This is a genomic window from Pseudomonas sp. 14P5.3.2, from assembly GCF_057799175.1.
Window position 1 is genome coordinate 30,296 of record NZ_JBYOKU010000023.1, and the last position, 14,913, is coordinate 45,208.

General features: G+C 62.1%; 16 protein-coding genes. 10 read left to right on the forward strand and 6 right to left on the reverse strand.

Features of this window, described 5'->3' with window-relative positions:
• Window positions 1–69 precede the first annotated feature (69 nt).
• The 6 genes from hemC to AC27VU_RS18690 all read left to right on the forward strand — a co-directional run bounded on the left by hemC (window position 70) and on the right by AC27VU_RS18690 (window position 5,584).
• A complete protein-coding gene (hemC, locus tag AC27VU_RS18665) occupies window positions 70–1,011 on the forward strand; it encodes a hydroxymethylbilane synthase (protein WP_003229384.1) in 942 nt (313 codons plus the stop codon).
• Window positions 1,008–1,775: a uroporphyrinogen-III synthase gene (locus AC27VU_RS18670; protein ID WP_262142424.1), complete on the forward strand. Its 768-nt coding sequence runs from the start codon at window positions 1,008–1,010 to the stop codon at window positions 1,773–1,775. Before hemC ends, AC27VU_RS18670 begins: the two co-directional genes overlap by 4 nt.
• A gap of 16 nt (window positions 1,776–1,791) precedes the next feature.
• Window positions 1,792–2,934, forward strand: a complete 1,143-nt coding sequence (locus tag AC27VU_RS18675) for a uroporphyrinogen-III C-methyltransferase (protein WP_473018420.1) — start codon at window positions 1,792–1,794, stop codon at window positions 2,932–2,934.
• Window positions 2,931–4,169: a heme biosynthesis protein HemY gene (locus AC27VU_RS18680; protein WP_201136265.1), complete on the forward strand. Its 1,239-nt coding sequence runs from the start codon at window positions 2,931–2,933 to the stop codon at window positions 4,167–4,169. Before AC27VU_RS18675 ends, AC27VU_RS18680 begins: the two co-directional genes overlap by 4 nt.
• A 218-nt stretch (window positions 4,170–4,387) precedes the next feature.
• The gene (locus AC27VU_RS18685; protein ID WP_488724631.1) at window positions 4,388–4,939 is read left to right on the forward strand and encodes a disulfide bond formation protein B; all 552 of its coding nucleotides are present in this window, start codon (window positions 4,388–4,390) and stop codon (window positions 4,937–4,939) included.
• Window positions 4,940–5,125: 186 nt separating this feature from the next.
• Window positions 5,126–5,584, forward strand: a complete 459-nt coding sequence (locus AC27VU_RS18690) for an Rsd/AlgQ family anti-sigma factor (RefSeq protein ID WP_003229379.1) — start codon at window positions 5,126–5,128, stop codon at window positions 5,582–5,584.
• Between the two features lie 77 nt (window positions 5,585–5,661).
• Here AC27VU_RS18690 and AC27VU_RS18695 read toward each other — a convergent pair whose 3' ends face one another.
• A complete protein-coding gene (locus AC27VU_RS18695) occupies window positions 5,662–6,327 on the reverse strand; it encodes an FKBP-type peptidyl-prolyl cis-trans isomerase (protein ID WP_003229378.1) in 666 nt (221 codons plus the stop codon).
• Between the two features lie 192 nt (window positions 6,328–6,519).
• On the opposite strand from AC27VU_RS18695, the gene AC27VU_RS18700 reads away from it, so the two are divergent.
• Complete coding sequence (locus tag AC27VU_RS18700) at window positions 6,520–7,665, forward strand: AlgP family protein (RefSeq protein WP_488724632.1); 1,146 nt, start codon at window positions 6,520–6,522, stop codon at window positions 7,663–7,665.
• Here AC27VU_RS18700 and AC27VU_RS18705 read toward each other — a convergent pair.
• Window positions 7,662–8,126 (reverse strand): TIGR02444 family protein, encoded by a 465-nt coding sequence (locus AC27VU_RS18705; protein WP_488724633.1) that lies wholly within the window; start codon window positions 8,124–8,126, stop codon window positions 7,662–7,664. The two genes, AC27VU_RS18700 and AC27VU_RS18705, sit on opposite strands and share 4 nt — an antisense overlap.
• A gap of 50 nt (window positions 8,127–8,176) precedes the next feature.
• Between AC27VU_RS18705 and AC27VU_RS18710 the strand changes: the two genes are divergently transcribed.
• The 3 genes from AC27VU_RS18710 (at window position 8,177) to rhtB (ending at window position 11,503) form a co-directional block, all read left to right on the forward strand.
• Complete coding sequence (locus AC27VU_RS18710) at window positions 8,177–10,087, forward strand: ATP-binding cassette domain-containing protein (protein WP_003229372.1); 1,911 nt, start codon at window positions 8,177–8,179, stop codon at window positions 10,085–10,087.
• The gene (locus AC27VU_RS18715) at window positions 10,087–10,668 is read left to right on the forward strand and encodes a mechanosensitive ion channel family protein (protein ID WP_003229371.1); all 582 of its coding nucleotides are present in this window, start codon (window positions 10,087–10,089) and stop codon (window positions 10,666–10,668) included. The genes AC27VU_RS18710 and AC27VU_RS18715 overlap by 1 nt, the downstream gene beginning before the upstream one ends.
• Window positions 10,669–10,870: 202 nt before the next feature.
• The gene (gene rhtB / locus AC27VU_RS18720; RefSeq protein WP_003229368.1) at window positions 10,871–11,503 is read left to right on the forward strand and encodes a homoserine/homoserine lactone efflux protein; all 633 of its coding nucleotides are present in this window, start codon (window positions 10,871–10,873) and stop codon (window positions 11,501–11,503) included.
• 189 nt (window positions 11,504–11,692) lie between these two features.
• Here rhtB and AC27VU_RS18725 read toward each other — a convergent pair whose 3' ends face one another.
• From AC27VU_RS18725 to AC27VU_RS18740, 4 genes are read right to left on the reverse strand one after another with little or no spacing between them, the layout of a single operon-like run.
• The gene (locus tag AC27VU_RS18725) at window positions 11,693–12,436 is read right to left on the reverse strand and encodes a hypothetical protein (RefSeq protein ID WP_003229366.1); all 744 of its coding nucleotides are present in this window, start codon (window positions 12,434–12,436) and stop codon (window positions 11,693–11,695) included.
• A gap of 3 nt (window positions 12,437–12,439) precedes the next feature.
• A complete protein-coding gene (lpoB, locus tag AC27VU_RS18730) occupies window positions 12,440–13,027 on the reverse strand; it encodes a penicillin-binding protein activator LpoB (protein WP_003229365.1) in 588 nt (195 codons plus the stop codon).
• A 36-nt stretch (window positions 13,028–13,063) separates the two neighbouring features.
• Window positions 13,064–13,438 (reverse strand): YcfL family putative periplasmic lipoprotein, encoded by a 375-nt coding sequence (locus tag AC27VU_RS18735; RefSeq protein WP_488724634.1) that lies wholly within the window; start codon window positions 13,436–13,438, stop codon window positions 13,064–13,066.
• Between the two features lie 15 nt (window positions 13,439–13,453).
• Entirely contained in the window at window positions 13,454–14,848 is a 1,395-nt protein-coding gene (locus AC27VU_RS18740; RefSeq protein ID WP_201136271.1) for a COG3014 family protein, read from the reverse strand.
• Between the last annotated feature and the right edge of the window lie 65 nt (window positions 14,849–14,913).

A 14,913-nucleotide genomic window follows, 5' to 3' on the forward strand; every position in this document is an offset into this window, starting at 1 on the left:
TGATTCAAGTCAAAGTGGATTTGGCTGAGCTGTTATTATCCGCCGTATCTATTCAGTACGGATTGATCCATGTCCTCTCGCGAAATCCGCATCGCCACCCGTAAAAGTGCGCTGGCCCTCTGGCAGGCCGAATACGTCAAAGCTCGTCTGCAAGCGGCCCATCCGGGTTTGCTGGTGACGCTGGTGCCCATGGTCAGTCGCGGCGACAAGCTGCTCGACTCGCCGCTGTCGAAAATCGGCGGCAAGGGCCTGTTCGTCAAGGAACTGGAAACCGCGCTGCTGGAAAACGAAGCCGACATCGCCGTACACTCGATGAAAGACGTGCCGATGGACTTCCCCGAAGGCCTTGGCCTGTTCTGCATCTGCGAACGCGAAGACCCGCGCGATGCTTTCGTTTCCAATACCTACGCCAGCCTGGATGCGCTGCCTGCCGGCGCCATCGTCGGCACCTCCAGCCTGCGGCGTCAGGCGCAGTTGCTGACCCGTCGTCCTGATCTGGAAATCCGCTTCCTGCGCGGTAACGTCAACACTCGTCTGGCCAAGCTCGATGCCGGCGAGTACGACGCGATCATCCTCGCGGCGGCCGGTCTGATCCGTCTCGGTTTCGAAGACCGCATCACCTCGGCCATCAGCGTCGACGACAGCCTGCCGGCCGGTGGTCAGGGCGCCGTTGGCATCGAGTGCCGCAGCGCCGACACGCAAATCCACGCCTTGCTCGCACCGTTGCATCACGCCGACACCGCTTCGCGCGTGACCGCTGAACGCGCGCTCAATAAACATCTGAATGGCGGCTGCCAGGTGCCGATTGCCTGCTACGCCGTGCTCGAAGGTGAGCAGTTGTGGTTGCGTGGGCTGGTGGGCGAGCCGAGTGGTGGCAAGCTGCTCAGCGCCGAGGCGCGCGCGCCGCGTGCCGATGCCGAGACGCTGGGGGTGAAGGTTGCCGAAGACTTGCTCAGCCAGGGTGCCGACGACATTCTCAAAGCGGTGTATGGCGAGGCAGGTCACGAGTGACTGGCTGGCGCCTGCTGCTGACGCGCCCTGCGGATGACTCTGCGGCGCTGGCCGCGGTGTTGGCCGGACAGGGGGTTTTCAGCAGCTGCCTGCCGCTTCTGGACATAGCGCCGCTGCCGGTCTCTGCCAAGATACGTCAGGCGCTGGCGCGGCTTTCGGGTTGCAGCGCGGTCATCGTGGTCAGCAAACCGGCGGCGCGGATTGCGCTTGATCTGCTGGACGCTTATGGACCTCGGTCGTTGTCGATGCCGTGGTTCAGCGTCGGCGCGGCGACTGCGCAGATTCTTCGCGATCACGGTCTCGACGTACACTTTCCCGCCGACGGCGATGACAGTGAAGCCCTGCTGCAATTGTCGCGTCTGCGCGAGGCGGTCACCGAGCCCGGCGCGCAGGTGCTGATCCTGCGTGGCGAGGGTGGCCGCGAGCTGCTCGCCGAGCGCCTGCGCGCGCTTGGTGCTAGTGTCGAGTATCTGGAGTTGTATCGGCGTGACCTGCCGGCCTACCCGCCGCAAGAGCTGCCGCGGCGGATTGCAGCGGAACGCTTGAACGGGCTGGTGGTCAGCAGTGGACAGGGTTTCGAGCACTTGCGCCAGATGGCCGGCGATGCCTGGCCTTCAATTGCGCAGTTGCCGTTGTTTGTGCCGAGCCCAAGGGTCGCCGAGCTGGCGCGTGCCGCCGGGGCCCGAACAGTTGTGGATTGCCGCGGCGCGAGTGCCGCGGCTTTGCTGACGGCGTTACGGGAGCATCCCGTGCCCGTTCTCTAATGCAAAGGATGGATACGTGAGCGAAACAGCCTTGCCTAAAGATGATGTCCAGCCTGTGATCGATGCCCAGGTTGAAACTCCACCGCCGGCCAAAGAGCCGCGCCGAGGCAACGGACTGGCCATTGTCGCCCTGTTGCTCGGCGCTGCCGGCGTGGCGATCGGTGGCTGGGGTGTCTGGCAGGTGCGTCACCTGCAGACCAACACCGCACAACAGTCCGATCAGGTGCAGGCGTTGAACGATCAGGCGCAGAGCCTCAAGCTCAACGAACAGCGCCTGACCGAGCGCCTCGCGCAACTGCCCGGTGCCGATGAACTCGCCGAGCGCCAGCGTCTGGTGACGCAACTGCAGGGTGATCAGCAGCGCCTCAACCAGCGCCTGGAAACCGTTCTCGGCGCCAGCCGCAAGGACTGGCGTCTGGCCGAGGCCGAGCACCTGCTGCGTCTGGCCAGCCTGCGCCTCTCGGCCCTGCAGGACATCAGCAGCGCCCAGGCGCTGGTGCAGGGGGCCGACGAAATCCTCCGTGAACAGAACGATCCCGGCTCGTTCGCCGCCCGCGAGCAAGTGGCCAAGACCCTCGTCGCCCTGCGCAGCACCGAGCAGCCGGATCGCACCGGGCTGTTCCTGCGCATCGGGGCCTTGCGTGATCAGGTCATCCAACTGACCGAACTGGCGCCGGAGTACAAGGATCGCGGCGAATCGCTGCTGGGCCTGACCGCTGATGGCGATGGTGCCAGTCGCTGGGCGCAGTGGTGGGATAAGGTGTCGCGCTACATCCGCATCGATTTCAATGCCGACAAGAATGTGAAGCCACTGCTGGCCGGGCAAAGTCTGAGTCAGGTACGCCTGGCGCTGAGCCTGGCGCTGGAGCAGGCGCAATGGGCGGCGCTCAATGGCCAGGGGCCGGTCTACAGCCAGGCGCTGACCGAAGCACGGGACGTGCTCAAGGGCAATTTCAATCCGGATAATCCGCAGAGCAAAATCATGCTCGAACAGGTTGCCGAGCTGAGCCAGCAACCTGTGACGGTCAAGACCCCGGACCTGACCGGCACGTTGAGCGCGGTGCAGGCTTACCTGGAACGCCGTAACGTCAACGCTGAAGAATCGGTCAAACCGTTCGCCAAACCTGCCGCCAACACCGCGCAGGAGACCACGCCATGAAACGCCTGTATGTGATCGTGTTTCTGGTGATCGCCGCGACGGCGGCGCTGGGCCTGGCGATTGCCGAGCATTCCGGTTACGTGCTGGTTGCCTACAAGAGCTTTCGCTATGAATCGAGCCTGTGGGCGACGCTGGCGCTGATTGCGGTGTTGTGGCTGTTGATCTGGGGCATCAAGGCCCTGATCGAGCTGATCATGACGTCCGGTGGCGTGGTCAATCCGTGGTCACGGCGCAACCGCAGCCGGCGGGTGCAGGTGGCCATCGAACACGGTCAGCTGGATCTGGCCGAAGGTCGCTGGGCCAGCGCGCAACGTCACCTCGCTCGCGCCGCCGAGGCCGAGCGCCAGCCGCTGTTGTATTACCTCGGCGCGGCACGCGCGGCCAACGAACAAGGCAAGTACGAGGAGTGTGATCAGTTGCTCGAGCGTGCCCTGGAGCGCCAGCCTCAGGCCGAACTGGCGATTGCCTTGAGTCACGCGCAGTTGCAGACCGATCGTGGTGACACTGACGGCGCCTTGGTGACCCTGCAAGCGATGCATGAGCGGCATCCGCATAACGTACAGACCTTGCGACAGTTGCAGCGTCTGCATCAGCAGCGTGGCGACTGGGCGGCGGTCATTCGCCTGTTGCCGGAACTGCGCAAGGACAAGGTGTTGCCGCCGGCCGAGCTGGCGGAACTCGAACGGCGTGCCTGGGGCAACAACCTGTCCCTGGCGGCGCATCGTGACGAGGACGGCAAAGTCGGTCTGCAGTCACTCACGCGTGCCTGGGAGCAATTGACTTCCGCGCAGCGTCAGGAGCCGGCGCTGGTGCTGGCATACGCCGAACAACTGCGTCAGCTGGGGGCTCAGGTCGAGGCGGAAGAAGTCCTGCGCAGCGCCCTCAAGCGCAAGTACGACAGCCACCTTGCACGTCTTTATGGCCTGGTGCGCGGCAGCGATCCGGCGCGTCAGTTGCAGACCGCCGAAGGCTGGCTCAAGGAGCATCCGGCTGATCCAAGCCTGTTGCTGACCCTCGGTCGTCTCTGTCTGCAAACCAGCTTGTGGGGCAAGGCCCGGGATTATCTGGAAAGCAGTCTGCGGGTGCAGCGTAACCCGGAAGCCTGCGCCGAGTTGGCGCGCCTGCTCGCGCAACTGGGTGATACCGAGCGTAGCAACCAGTTGTTCCAGGAGGGTCTCGGCCTGCTGGATGAACGCCTGCTGGCCGCGCCGTTACCGGTGCCGGTTCGCGCCTGAAATCACGAGGGAGGCCACTCCCTCGTCAACGTTCAGTGAGCGAATAATTACCTCTGGCGGGCGTGTTGGGCAAAGTCCTACAGCGGACTACACCTATTCCTCTCGCGCCTGTCGGGTTTTCCCTACACTTCTGGTGAACTGTCGCCAGGCACCTGCCTTGAAAGGCTGACAAGCTTTCCTCTACCGTAACTGCCTGTCTCCACTGCTACGGAAAAGCCATGTCGTTGGCCTGTTCACGCTCCTTGTTTTTTACGGCTTTCACTGCAGGCGCACTGGCCCTGGGAGCTTCCTATTACCTCGAATATGCGGTCGGGCTGATGCCCTGCAGTCTGTGCCTGGCGCAACGCTTCTTCATGGCGTTGCTGATGGTCTGTTGCGGGCTGGCGGCGATTCACGGCCCACGGCGTGTCGGCCTGTCGCTCTATTGGGCGGCCGCGCTTGGCCTGAGCCTGGGCGGAACCACGGCGGCCTGGCGGCAGGTGTTGTTGCAGAGTGATCCGCTGGTGCAAATGACCAGTTGCGCGCCCGATTCCGAAGCGCTGTTCAGCAACCTGCCGTGGTTGTGCGCAACGCTGCGGATGTTCAAGGGCGGTGTCGATTGCGCGGAAATTTCCTGGACGCTGTTCGATTTGAGCATCCCGGAATGGAGTCTGCTGTTCTTTGTGGCGATGTCGATCCTTGCGGTTTACCAGTTACTGCGTCTGGTCTGGAGCGCGCTGCAACGACCGCTCAGCGGCGAAGCGTCGCACCGGGCGCTGGTCGGGGATTAAACACTTGTATGAACTTTATCTCCTGCGTACCTTGAAGCCATAGGCGTGCGGGCATAATCTGGCCCGCACGTGTCATTGGATTTATGTTGCTCGATGACGCTCTGCCCGGTCGGCCTCCAAGCGATAAAAGCCAGAAGAGGGGCGCGGGTGTAGAGCAGCATGACCCACAAGGGAAGAGAGATCGCCATGCTCGAAAGTTGTCAGAATGCTCAGGAACGCTGGGGTGGAGTTCATCTGCTGATCGACCGCTGGTTGCAGGAGCGTGAAGATCTGATCGGTGCCTACGACAAGTTGGGTGACAAACCCCAGGCTCTGTCCGAGAACCGTAAACCCTTGCTTGAATTCTGCGGCGTGCTGGTCGATTACGTCTCGGCCGGGCACTTCGAAATCTACGAACAGCTGACCGGCGAAGCCAAGGCGTTCGGTGACACGCGCGGCCTCGAACTCGCCGAAACCCTCTACCCGCGCATCGACGTCATCACCGAAAAACTCCTCGCCTTCAACGACCTTTGCGATGAAGGCAAATGCGTTGCCGAGAAGTTCAAGGAACTGGGTGGCCTGCTGCACGAACGCTTCGAACTGGAAGATTGCCTGATTGAAGTGCTGCACACCGCACACAAGCAGGAAGATCCGGTTCAGGCCTGATTCGTTTCTCGCCGACATGAAAAACGCGGTGCGCCGAAAGCGCACCGCGTTTTTTTATGCAGGCGAGTCGGCGTCGGTCAGCTCGTTGCACCGCGCAATTCGACCTCAAACACCAGCGGTGTGAACGGCGCGATCAGATCGCCCGCACCGTCGGCGCCGTAGGCTTGATCCGATGGAATCACCAGTCGCCACTTCGCGCCAACCGGCATGTTCTGCAACGCCGTACGCCACCCGGCAATCACGCTGTCGAGGCTGAACCATTGTGGCTGAGTGTTCTGATCGAACACGGTGCCATCCGGCAGGCGACCGACATACAGCACCTGCACTTTTCCATCCGGCCCGGCCTTGGGGCCAGTGCCCGGGCTCAGCTCGGTCAGCAGGATGCCGTCGGCCAATTCCTTCACACCCGGTTTGGCTTTTTCGGCGGTGAGAAAACGCTGCTCGTTTTCCATCGCGGCATCACTGGAAGGCAGCGACGAGTGTTCGGCGTTTTGCGATTCGTGATCGGCCAGGATCTGCTCGATCCGCGCTTCGCTCAGGGCCAGCGGCTTGCCTTGATAGGCCTGCTGCAAACCTTCGACCAATGCCTGAATCTGCAATTGCGGCACCTCTTGGCGCAAGCGTTCACCGAGGCTGGCACCGAGGCTGTAGGCCAGATCGTGAGCATCGTTCGCGGTGGTTTTTTCGTCGGCGTGGGCGGCGGAAAAAATCATCCAGAGGGATAAAAAAAGGTAGCGCGACATGGGCACTCTCCGTCCTGAGATGCGGGCGATTATGCCAGCGCGAAGGTCTGCAACGGTGAACTGCTTTTGTCTTTGTGCAGAACATTTTCACTTCGTTGCAACGCAACGGTTTCGATACTGTCAAGATGACCTAGCGGCGGTAACTGCAGAGGTCTAGTATGAGCCGCACTCACGTCAGCCAGGAGGTAAACCATGTCGGCCACCAAGAAGCCTGTAAACACTCCGTTGCACCTACTCCAACAACTCTCGGGCAGCCTGCTCGAGCATTTGGAAAACGCTTGCTCCCAAGCCTTGGCTGATGCTGAAAAACTGCTCGCCAAACTGGAAAAGCAACGCGGCAAGGCGCAAGAAAAACTGCACAAGTCCCGTACCAAATTGCAGGACGCGGCCACTGCCGGTAAAGCCAAGGCGCAGAACAAGGCCAAGGCTGCCGTCAAAGAACTCGAAGACTTGCTCGACGCGCTGAAGGGGCGTCAGTCCGACACTCGCGGCTACATTCTGCAACTCAAGCGTGATGCCCAGGAAAGCCTGAAACTGGCCCAGGGTGTCGGCCGTGTGCAAGAGGCTGCCGGCAAAGCGCTGTCCTCCCGCGCCGCCAAACCAGCAGCAGCGCCTGCGAAAAAAGCGGCAGCCAAACCTGCTGCGGCGAAAGCCCCGGCGAAAACCGCTGCGGCAAAACCGGCAGCCAAACCAGCAGCCAAGGCACCGGCTAAAACCGCCGCCAAACCTGCTGCAAAAACCGCAGTGAAAAAACCGGCTGCGGCGAGCGCTGCGAAACCGGCCGCACGTACTGCCGCTGCCAAACCTGCAGCGGCAAAACCGGCTACCAAGCCAGCAGCAAAACCTGCTGCGCGTAAAGTCGCTCCGGCAAAAACCGCTGCTGCTAAACCAGCTGCCAAAGTAGCGGTAAAACCGGCTGCCAAACCTGCCGCGAAAACCGCCGCTGCAAAACCGGCAGCCAAGACTGCGGCCAAACCGGTCGCGGCAAAACCTGCTGCCAAGGTTGCTGCCAAACCAGCGGCCAAGCCTGCCGCTAAAACCGCTGCCAAACCTGCAGCAGCAAAACCTGCGACCGCTGCAGCCAAGCCTGCCGCCAAACCAGTAGCCGCAAAGCCAGCCGCTAAACCAGCCGCCAAGCCAGCTGCCAAACCTGCCGCGAAAAAACCGGCCGCTGCCAAACCCGCTGCCGCCAAACCGGCGACTGCACCGGCCGCCAAGCCAGCCGCTCCAGCGCCGGCCGCCGCACCTGCTCCAGCCGCTTCCACCTCGACCACCACGACGGCGCCAACGCCAGCCGCTGCGTCGAGCGTCAGCAGCAACCCGACCAGCGCTTCCTAAGCGCCGGTTGCCGCGACGCGCAGCACGTGCAGCGCGTCGCGGTTCGGGCTGGCGGCCGATCCCGTCAGACTTTCCAGCCACTCCCCCGACGCTGATGCGTCATCGCGCGGCCAATCCTGCGCAACCTGTTCCAGTTGCCACAGCAGATGCCGTTCGGCTTCCAGCTCCAGCGCTTTCATTTGTTCTCGCAGCCCCTTGAGCACCGGATCTTCCTCGGCCAGGGTTTTCCACTGAGTACGCAACGCACGCAGTGGCTGCACCACCTCCACATCCCACGGCCCCACCAGCATTTTCAGCTGCTGCACGCGCTGTTCGTCGCAGGCCGCGCCGCGCTGTTCCAGCCATAAACCACACAGCAGCAGGCAGACATTGGCCCCCGCCGTTTGCAGTTGCAGGCAAGCAGGTTCCACGCCCGGTCGGGCGTAGATGGCAAGGGAAAAGCTCCACAGGTCAGAGGACATCGTGCTACTCGCGCCAGTTGTGAGCGAAGCTGGTAGACTCCGCCGCCATTATGATCCGACTTCAGAACCTGACTTTACAGCGTGGCCCGCAACGTCTGCTAGAAGACGCCGAGCTGACCCTGCACGCCGGCCACAAAGCCGGCCTCATCGGCGCCAACGGCGCCGGCAAATCCAGCCTGTTTGCCTTGCTGCGCGGCGAGTTGCACCCGGACTCGGGCGATTGCCTGCTGCCGGCCGACTGGCGGATCGCGCACATGCGCCAGGAGGTCGACACGCTCGAACGCCTGGCGGTCGACTATGTGCTCGATGGCGACCTGCGTCTACGCGAAGTGCAACGTGACCTCGCCGCCGCCGAAGCGGCCCACGATGGCACGGCTCTGGCCCGTCTGCACGCCGAACTCGACAGCGCCGACGGCTATACCGCCGATGCGCGGGCGCGCAAGTTGCTGGCCGGTCTCGGTTTCACCAATGAACAGATGGATCGTCAGGTAGGAGATTTCTCCGGTGGCTGGCGGATGCGTCTGAACCTGGCGCAGGCCTTGATGTGTCCGTCGGACTTGTTGTTGCTCGACGAACCGACCAACCACCTGGATCTCGACGCGATCATCTGGCTCGAAGAGTGGCTGAAAAGCTACCCGGGCACCCTGCTGCTGATTTCCCACGACCGCGACTTCCTCGATGAAGTGGTCGATCACGTGGCCCATGTCGATCAGCGCAAACTGACCCTCTACCGTGGTGGCTACACCGCGTTCGAACGCGCCCGTGCCGAACGCCTGGCCCAGCAGCAACAGGCCTACGAGAAGCAGCAGGCGCAACGTGCGCACATGGAAAGCTACATCGCCCGCTTCAAGGCCCAGGCCACCAAGGCCCGTCAGGCGCAGAGCCGGATCAAGGCCCTGGAGCGCATGGAAGAGCTGTCGGCGGCCCACGTCGATTCGCCGTTCGATTTCGTGTTCCGCGAATCGACCAAGATCTCCAGTCCGCTGATCGACCTGTCCGATGCGCGTCTGGGTTACGGCGATAAAACCATCCTGGAGAAGGTCAAGCTGCAACTGACCCCGGGTGCGCGGATCGGTCTGCTCGGGCCGAACGGCGCCGGTAAATCGACCCTCATCAAGAACCTCGCCGGCGAGCTCGAACCGCTGGCCGGGCGTCTGACCCGTGGCGAGAACACCGTCGTCGGCTACTTCGCCCAGCATCAGCTCGACTCGCTGGATGCCAAGGCCAGCCCGCTGCTGCATTTGCAGCGTCTGGCGCCGACCGAGCGTGAACAGACTCTGCGCGACTTCCTCGGTGGTTTCGACTTCCGTGGCGCGCGCATCGACGAGCCGGTGCTGAATTTCTCCGGTGGCGAGAAAGCGCGTCTGGCGCTGGCATTGATCGCCTGGGAACGACCGAACCTGTTGCTGCTCGACGAACCGACCAACCACCTCGACCTGGAAATGCGCCTGGCGCTGACCATGGCGCTGCAGGAATTCAGCGGCGCGGTATTGGTGGTGTCTCACGATCGGCACTTGCTCAAGAGCACCACCGACAACTTCTACCTGGTCGCCGATGGCAAGGTCGAAGAGTTCGATGGCGACCTCGAAGACTACGCGCGCTGGCTGGTGGAATACCGTCAGCGCAATGCGCCGGTCAGCAACACTCCGGTCAATCCGGACAAGACCGACAAGAAGGCTCAGCGCCAGGCCGCTGCTGCATTGCGTCAGCAACTGGCACCGCACAAGCGCGAGGCCGACAAGCTTGAAGCCGAACTGGGCAAGCTCCACGAGAAGCTGGCGAAGGTCGATGCCAGCCTCGGCGACAGCGACATCTACGAGCCGGCACGCAAGAACGAGTTGCGTGATCTGCTGGCCGAACAGGCCAAATTGAAGGTGCGCGAAGCCGAGCTCGAAGAAGCGTGGATGGAAGCGCTGGAAACCCTGGAAAGCATGCAGGCGGAGCTGGAGGCGTTGTCCTGATGGACGCGTTCAAGTGGCCATTGCCGGCGGTGTGGGTCGAGCCGATCTGGCTCGGCGTGCAGATTCTGCTGATCCTGCTGGCGGGTTATCTCGCTCAGCGCTTCGTTGCCAAAGGCCTGACCCGTCTGGGTGAGCGCTACCCGTTTCCGCCGCAGCTGCTGATGCCGCTGCGTGGCGGTCTGCGCTGGCTGATCATGGGCAGCGCGCTGATCTTTGTGCTGGAACGCCTCGGGGTATCGGCCACGGTGTTGTGGACGGCGCTGTCGGGTTTCGTCGCGGTGGCGGCGGTGGCGTTCTTCGCGATGTGGAGTGTGCTGTCGAACCTGCTGTGCGCAATTCTGATCTTCACCGTCGGCCCGTTCCGCCTCGGCGATGTGGTCGAGCTGGTGGACACCACCGACAAGCCCGGCGTCAAGGGCCGGGTGGTGGCGATCAATCTGCTGTACACCACATTGATCGAAGCCGAGGAACTGGGAACTGGCAGTGCCATGGTGCAAGTGCCGAACAGCCTGTTCTTCCAGCGTTCGGTGCGGCGCTGGCGCGGGAGTGATGTGTTTCCTTCGAGCGGTTTCGAGAAGTAGTCTTCGGGCGTCTGATCAGACGCCTTCGCGAGCAAGCCCGCTCCCACATTGGATCTGTGATCGACACAAATCCAATGTGGGAGCGGGCTTGCTCGCGAAGAGGCCATCAGCCGTGCCCGGACCATCCAGCAAAAATCGGTAGTCATCCGCGCCAAACCGCATTAGCTTTGACGTCTGTCACGATTCACAGTCGAGGTGTGCGATGGAGCTTCAAACATGGCTGGCATTCTTTGCCGCCTGCTGGGTGATCAGTCTGTCCCCGGGCGCGGGCGCCATTGCGTCGATGTCCAGCGGTCTGCAATACGGTTTCTGGCGCGGTTACTGGAACGCGTTGGGCCTGCAAGTCGGCCTGGCGGTACAGATTGCAATTGTCGGCGCCGGGGTCGGCGCGATCCTCACCGCTTCGGCCACCGCGTTCTATGCGATCAAATGGTTTGGCGTGGCCTATCTGGTCTATCTGGCGATCAAGCAATGGCGCGCGCTGCCCATGGACATGAGCGATGACTCCGCCGTGCGCCCGATCGGCAAGCCGCTGGCGCTGGTGTTCCGCGGCTTTCTGGTGAACATCAGCAACCCCAAGGCACTGGTGTTCATGCTCGCGGTGCTGCCGCAGTTCATCAATCCGCACGCACCGCTGCTGATGCAGTACCTAGTGATCGGCGTGACCATGATCTGCGTCGATCTGATCGTCATGGCCGGCTACACCGGTCTGGCGTCCAAGGTGCTGCGCCTGTTGCGCACGCCGAAGCAGCAGAAACGCATGAACCGCACGTTTGCCGGGCTGTTCATTGGCGCGGCGGCGTTCATGGCGACGTTGCGTAAAGCGGTGGTGTAAAACCCGCGGCCACAAAAAAGGCGACCTCTTGAGGTCGCCTTTTTTTATCCGCCAAGACTTTGGAGTGACGCTCAATTGTGGCGAGGGAGCTTGCTCCCGCTTGAGTGCGCAGCGCTCACAAGCTTTTGGGTCTGCTTCGCAGCCCAGCGGGAGCAAGCTCCCTCGCCACAGAACGCGTTCAGCCAAGAGTCAGCGCAAGATCACCGGCGCGGTATCACGCGGCAAGTTGTTGCGCTGCGGCGCTTCGCGCGGCTGCTCGTACCCGCCGCCACCGAGCTGCTGGCTCAGCTGCCCGGCAACGTCCTCACCCAAAGCCTTGGACACCTCACGCACCACCCGAGGGCGATTCAGCGAGATCTTGATGTCGCGGCCGTTCACCAGTTTGGTGTCCTGTGCTTCGCCCATCGCCGTGAAGGCCGAAGTGATCTCGTAGGTCTTGGTGTTGATCAGGCTGAAATCGGCCACCAGCGTCAGGCCCAAAACCGCCGAATAGCTGTCGGTGTGCGCCAGCTCGTTCATGTCCTGGGTGAAGTCGATATCCGACACGGTGCCGAACAGCACATAGTCGGCGCCCTTGAAGTTGCCGGCCTTGATCCGCTTGATCACGTCGTACACGTCACCCTTGGACGACGCGGTGTACGGCGTGCCCTGCACCAGCTGGAACATCCCGGTGCGGAGGATTTCACCCTTGATGTCGCCGGTGAATTTACGCAGCTCACCTTGTTCGATGTAGCTGGTGGTCGCTTCCAGCTCGTTGTAGTTCGAGGAACCACTGGAGCTGTAATAACCCTCGCGATAATTGTTCTGCGCCGAAACGATGTGGATGTACTGCTCCACCCGTTCCTGATACGCCAGATCCGTTACCGCGACTTTCGGGGCCGCTTGCACGCTGAACGCGCAAGCCAGGGCCATCATGCCAATCCATGTGCGCATCAATTAACGCTCCGTGGTTTTGCGGATCTCTTTTTCGTCCATCCACTCGGCCAGACCGCTTTCAACGTCGATCAGTTGCAGGCTGAATTTGTAGAAGACGTCCTTGTAGTCGCTGCTGCGCTTGACGATCGAGCTGATCGAGCCTTCCAGGCGATATTTGGCAGCGATCATGTTGCCGGTCTTGGCCACGGTGCTCTTCTTGTACAGGCCGCTCTGGTTTTGCAGCTTGAGCTGATCGACCTGGCTCTGCATTGCGGTGTTGTCGCTGGCGAAGCGGGCGGTGCCGGACTTCATCAGCTGAGTCTTGATGCTGGTGGTGATTTCGCGGGTATCGATGTACTCGCTGGTCTTGTTCTTCACGTCGTAGACCTGCACCACCGGGCGGCCCTGCAGGATGCCGGACTGGGCCAGCGAGCGGGTCATCGATTCGGCGATCATTTGCAGGTCGGTCGAGCCGAATTCGTTGGTCACGGTTTCAACCGCTTTGGTGTCGCCGTAGCTGATGTTCTTGCTGCCCAGGGTCGGCGAGGTGTTGGCGCAACCGGAAGCCAGCAGGGCGAGGACGGCGATCAAGGAAAAGCGTGCAAACATGGGAATGCTCTCTAAAACAGGAATAGGGTGGCGGACTTAAGGCGTCTTGAGTTCCAGGCGGAAATCCACGGCTTTCGGGGTCGGGGCGATGCCCTGGATGAAGCTGGTCTGCGCGCCGTACATCATCTGGCTTTTCCAGACTTCTTCCTCGGCGACCGGGAAACCTTCCGGGCCCAGCCAGGCGAAACGGTAATAGAACGTCTTGTTGCTGTTGAGGGTGTTGGTCAACTGCACATTGACGGTCATGAAGCCGTTCTCACGGGCGACGCGCATGGCGCCGACCGCGATGTGCTTCTGTGGACCCATGGCCACGACCTTGCTCGCGGCGCTGCCCGGCTCCGGTGGTGGCGGGGTGGCGCAGCCGCTGGCCAGGACGGCGAGAGCGGCAACGGCGATGAGTTTGAAGCGCATGCAAAGACTCCGTTCTTAAGGTTGTTTGAGGCTGGCGACGTTGGTCGCGCCGGCGCTCGGGATGACGTGGGCGGCGAGGCCCGCAGCGAACACCTGATTGCCCACGGCGCGCAGGCTGATCACCTGGTAGCGCTGATCGACGGTGACCTTGACCACCGAGCCACCGACGGCGCTCGGCAGACTGACTTGGTGTTCGCCTTTCTTCAAGCGCAGACGCACCACTTGGGTGTTGTCCGGCAGGGTGCGCCACGTACGGGTATCGGCACCTTCCAGCACCGCTGAAGAAATACCCACGGCGAGACCGGCCAGCGGGTTGGTTTCGTTGATTTTCTTCTGCGCCACACCTTTGGTGATCGCGCGCACGGTGGTGCGGACGATGATCCCCGGCATGTCATCGCGCAGGGCGCGACGGGACATGGCGGTGGTGCTGTTGAGGGCGGTCAGGTTGACTTGCTGGCCATCGACGCCAATCTGCGCGAACGGTGCGGTAGAGGTGTCAGGCTTGATGATCGGGAACGACAGCGGGGTGATCACCACGTTGTTGGAGATCGGCAACGGCAGCGGCACGCGGATCGAGTCACGCGCCGGCGCCAGACCGCTTTGCACCACGATCAGGATGTCGCTGTCTTCGCTCTTGGTCGGCTTGTCCAGATTGACCAGCGCCTGCTCCAGCAGCGGCGTGTTCGGACGCAGTTCGGCGGCTTTGCGGTAGCCCGGCGCGGCCAGGTCTTTCTCGCCCAGGGCTTCGTAGACGAAACCGGCCAGGTAATGGCTGAACGCACTCTGGTAGCTGTTTTTCAGGCTGACCACTTCTGGCGCATCGAGGCTGGCGACCGGGTAACCCTGCAGATCCTTGTACTGAGTCTTGATGCCTTCTTTTTCGGCCTCTTCCTCGCTCTTGAGGTATTCCTTGTCACGCAGGTCGGCGATCACCGCTTCACGTTCGTGAGTCTTCTTGATCGCGGTGCGGGCGCCGTCGAAGTCGTTGACCGCCAGCAGGTTGAGGGCCATCTGCGTGGTCAGCATGACTTTTTCGTAGTCGTAGCCTTCGTAGCGGCGGACCTTGTCGTTAACGATGAAGCTGCCGAACTGCGCCAGGTATTTGCCGGAGTCGAGCTTGACCGCATCTTCCCACTGCCCGACCACCTGATCGGCACTGGTCCAGGCGTTCTGACTGCCGGACAGGTCGCCCTTGGCGCGCAGCAACTCACCTTTCTCGAAGTAATAGAGCAGGTCTTTGTCGGGGCCGGTGTTGTTTTTTTCCAGCAGGGTCAGCGCGGCATCGACGTTGCCGGTGGCCAGTTGCTGGTTGGTCTGGGCCAGTTCCGAATCGTAGTTGCGAAACGCCGAACAGCCGGACAGCAGGGTGACAGCGCTGAGCGCGATCAAGGTGGGAGTGCGCAATGCCATGGGGGTACTTCTTCCCTGAGCTAGAAACTGCATCAGCCGCCGGTGCTGGTCGGGCTGGTGTGACC

Excerpts from the sequence above, each read along its gene's own strand:
- AC27VU_RS18705 (WP_488724633.1), bottom strand. The coding sequence starts at position 8,126 with ATGTCCTCTGACCTGTGGAGCTTTTCCCTTGCCATCTACGCCCGACCG.
- AC27VU_RS18740 (WP_201136271.1), bottom strand. The coding sequence starts at position 14,848 with ATGGCATTGCGCACTCCCACCTTGATCGCGCTCAGCGCTGTCACCCTG.
- AC27VU_RS18685 (WP_488724631.1), top strand. The coding sequence starts at position 4,388 with ATGTCGTTGGCCTGTTCACGCTCCTTGTTTTTTACGGCTTTCACTGCA.
- AC27VU_RS18710 (WP_003229372.1), top strand. The coding sequence starts at position 8,177 with ATGATCCGACTTCAGAACCTGACTTTACAGCGTGGCCCGCAACGTCTG.
- AC27VU_RS18690 (WP_003229379.1), top strand. The coding sequence starts at position 5,126 with ATGCTCGAAAGTTGTCAGAATGCTCAGGAACGCTGGGGTGGAGTTCAT.
- AC27VU_RS18700 (WP_488724632.1), top strand. The coding sequence starts at position 6,520 with ATGTCGGCCACCAAGAAGCCTGTAAACACTCCGTTGCACCTACTCCAA.
- AC27VU_RS18735 (WP_488724634.1), bottom strand. The coding sequence starts at position 13,438 with ATGCGCTTCAAACTCATCGCCGTTGCCGCTCTCGCCGTCCTGGCCAGC.
- hemC (WP_003229384.1), top strand. The coding sequence starts at position 70 with ATGTCCTCTCGCGAAATCCGCATCGCCACCCGTAAAAGTGCGCTGGCC.
- AC27VU_RS18695 (WP_003229378.1), bottom strand. The coding sequence starts at position 6,327 with ATGTCGCGCTACCTTTTTTTATCCCTCTGGATGATTTTTTCCGCCGCC.
- AC27VU_RS18725 (WP_003229366.1), bottom strand. The coding sequence starts at position 12,436 with ATGCGCACATGGATTGGCATGATGGCCCTGGCTTGCGCGTTCAGCGTG.
- lpoB (WP_003229365.1), bottom strand. The coding sequence starts at position 13,027 with ATGTTTGCACGCTTTTCCTTGATCGCCGTCCTCGCCCTGCTGGCTTCC.
- AC27VU_RS18715 (WP_003229371.1), top strand. The coding sequence starts at position 10,087 with ATGGACGCGTTCAAGTGGCCATTGCCGGCGGTGTGGGTCGAGCCGATC.
- AC27VU_RS18680 (WP_201136265.1), top strand. The coding sequence starts at position 2,931 with ATGAAACGCCTGTATGTGATCGTGTTTCTGGTGATCGCCGCGACGGCG.
- rhtB (WP_003229368.1), top strand. The coding sequence starts at position 10,871 with ATGGAGCTTCAAACATGGCTGGCATTCTTTGCCGCCTGCTGGGTGATC.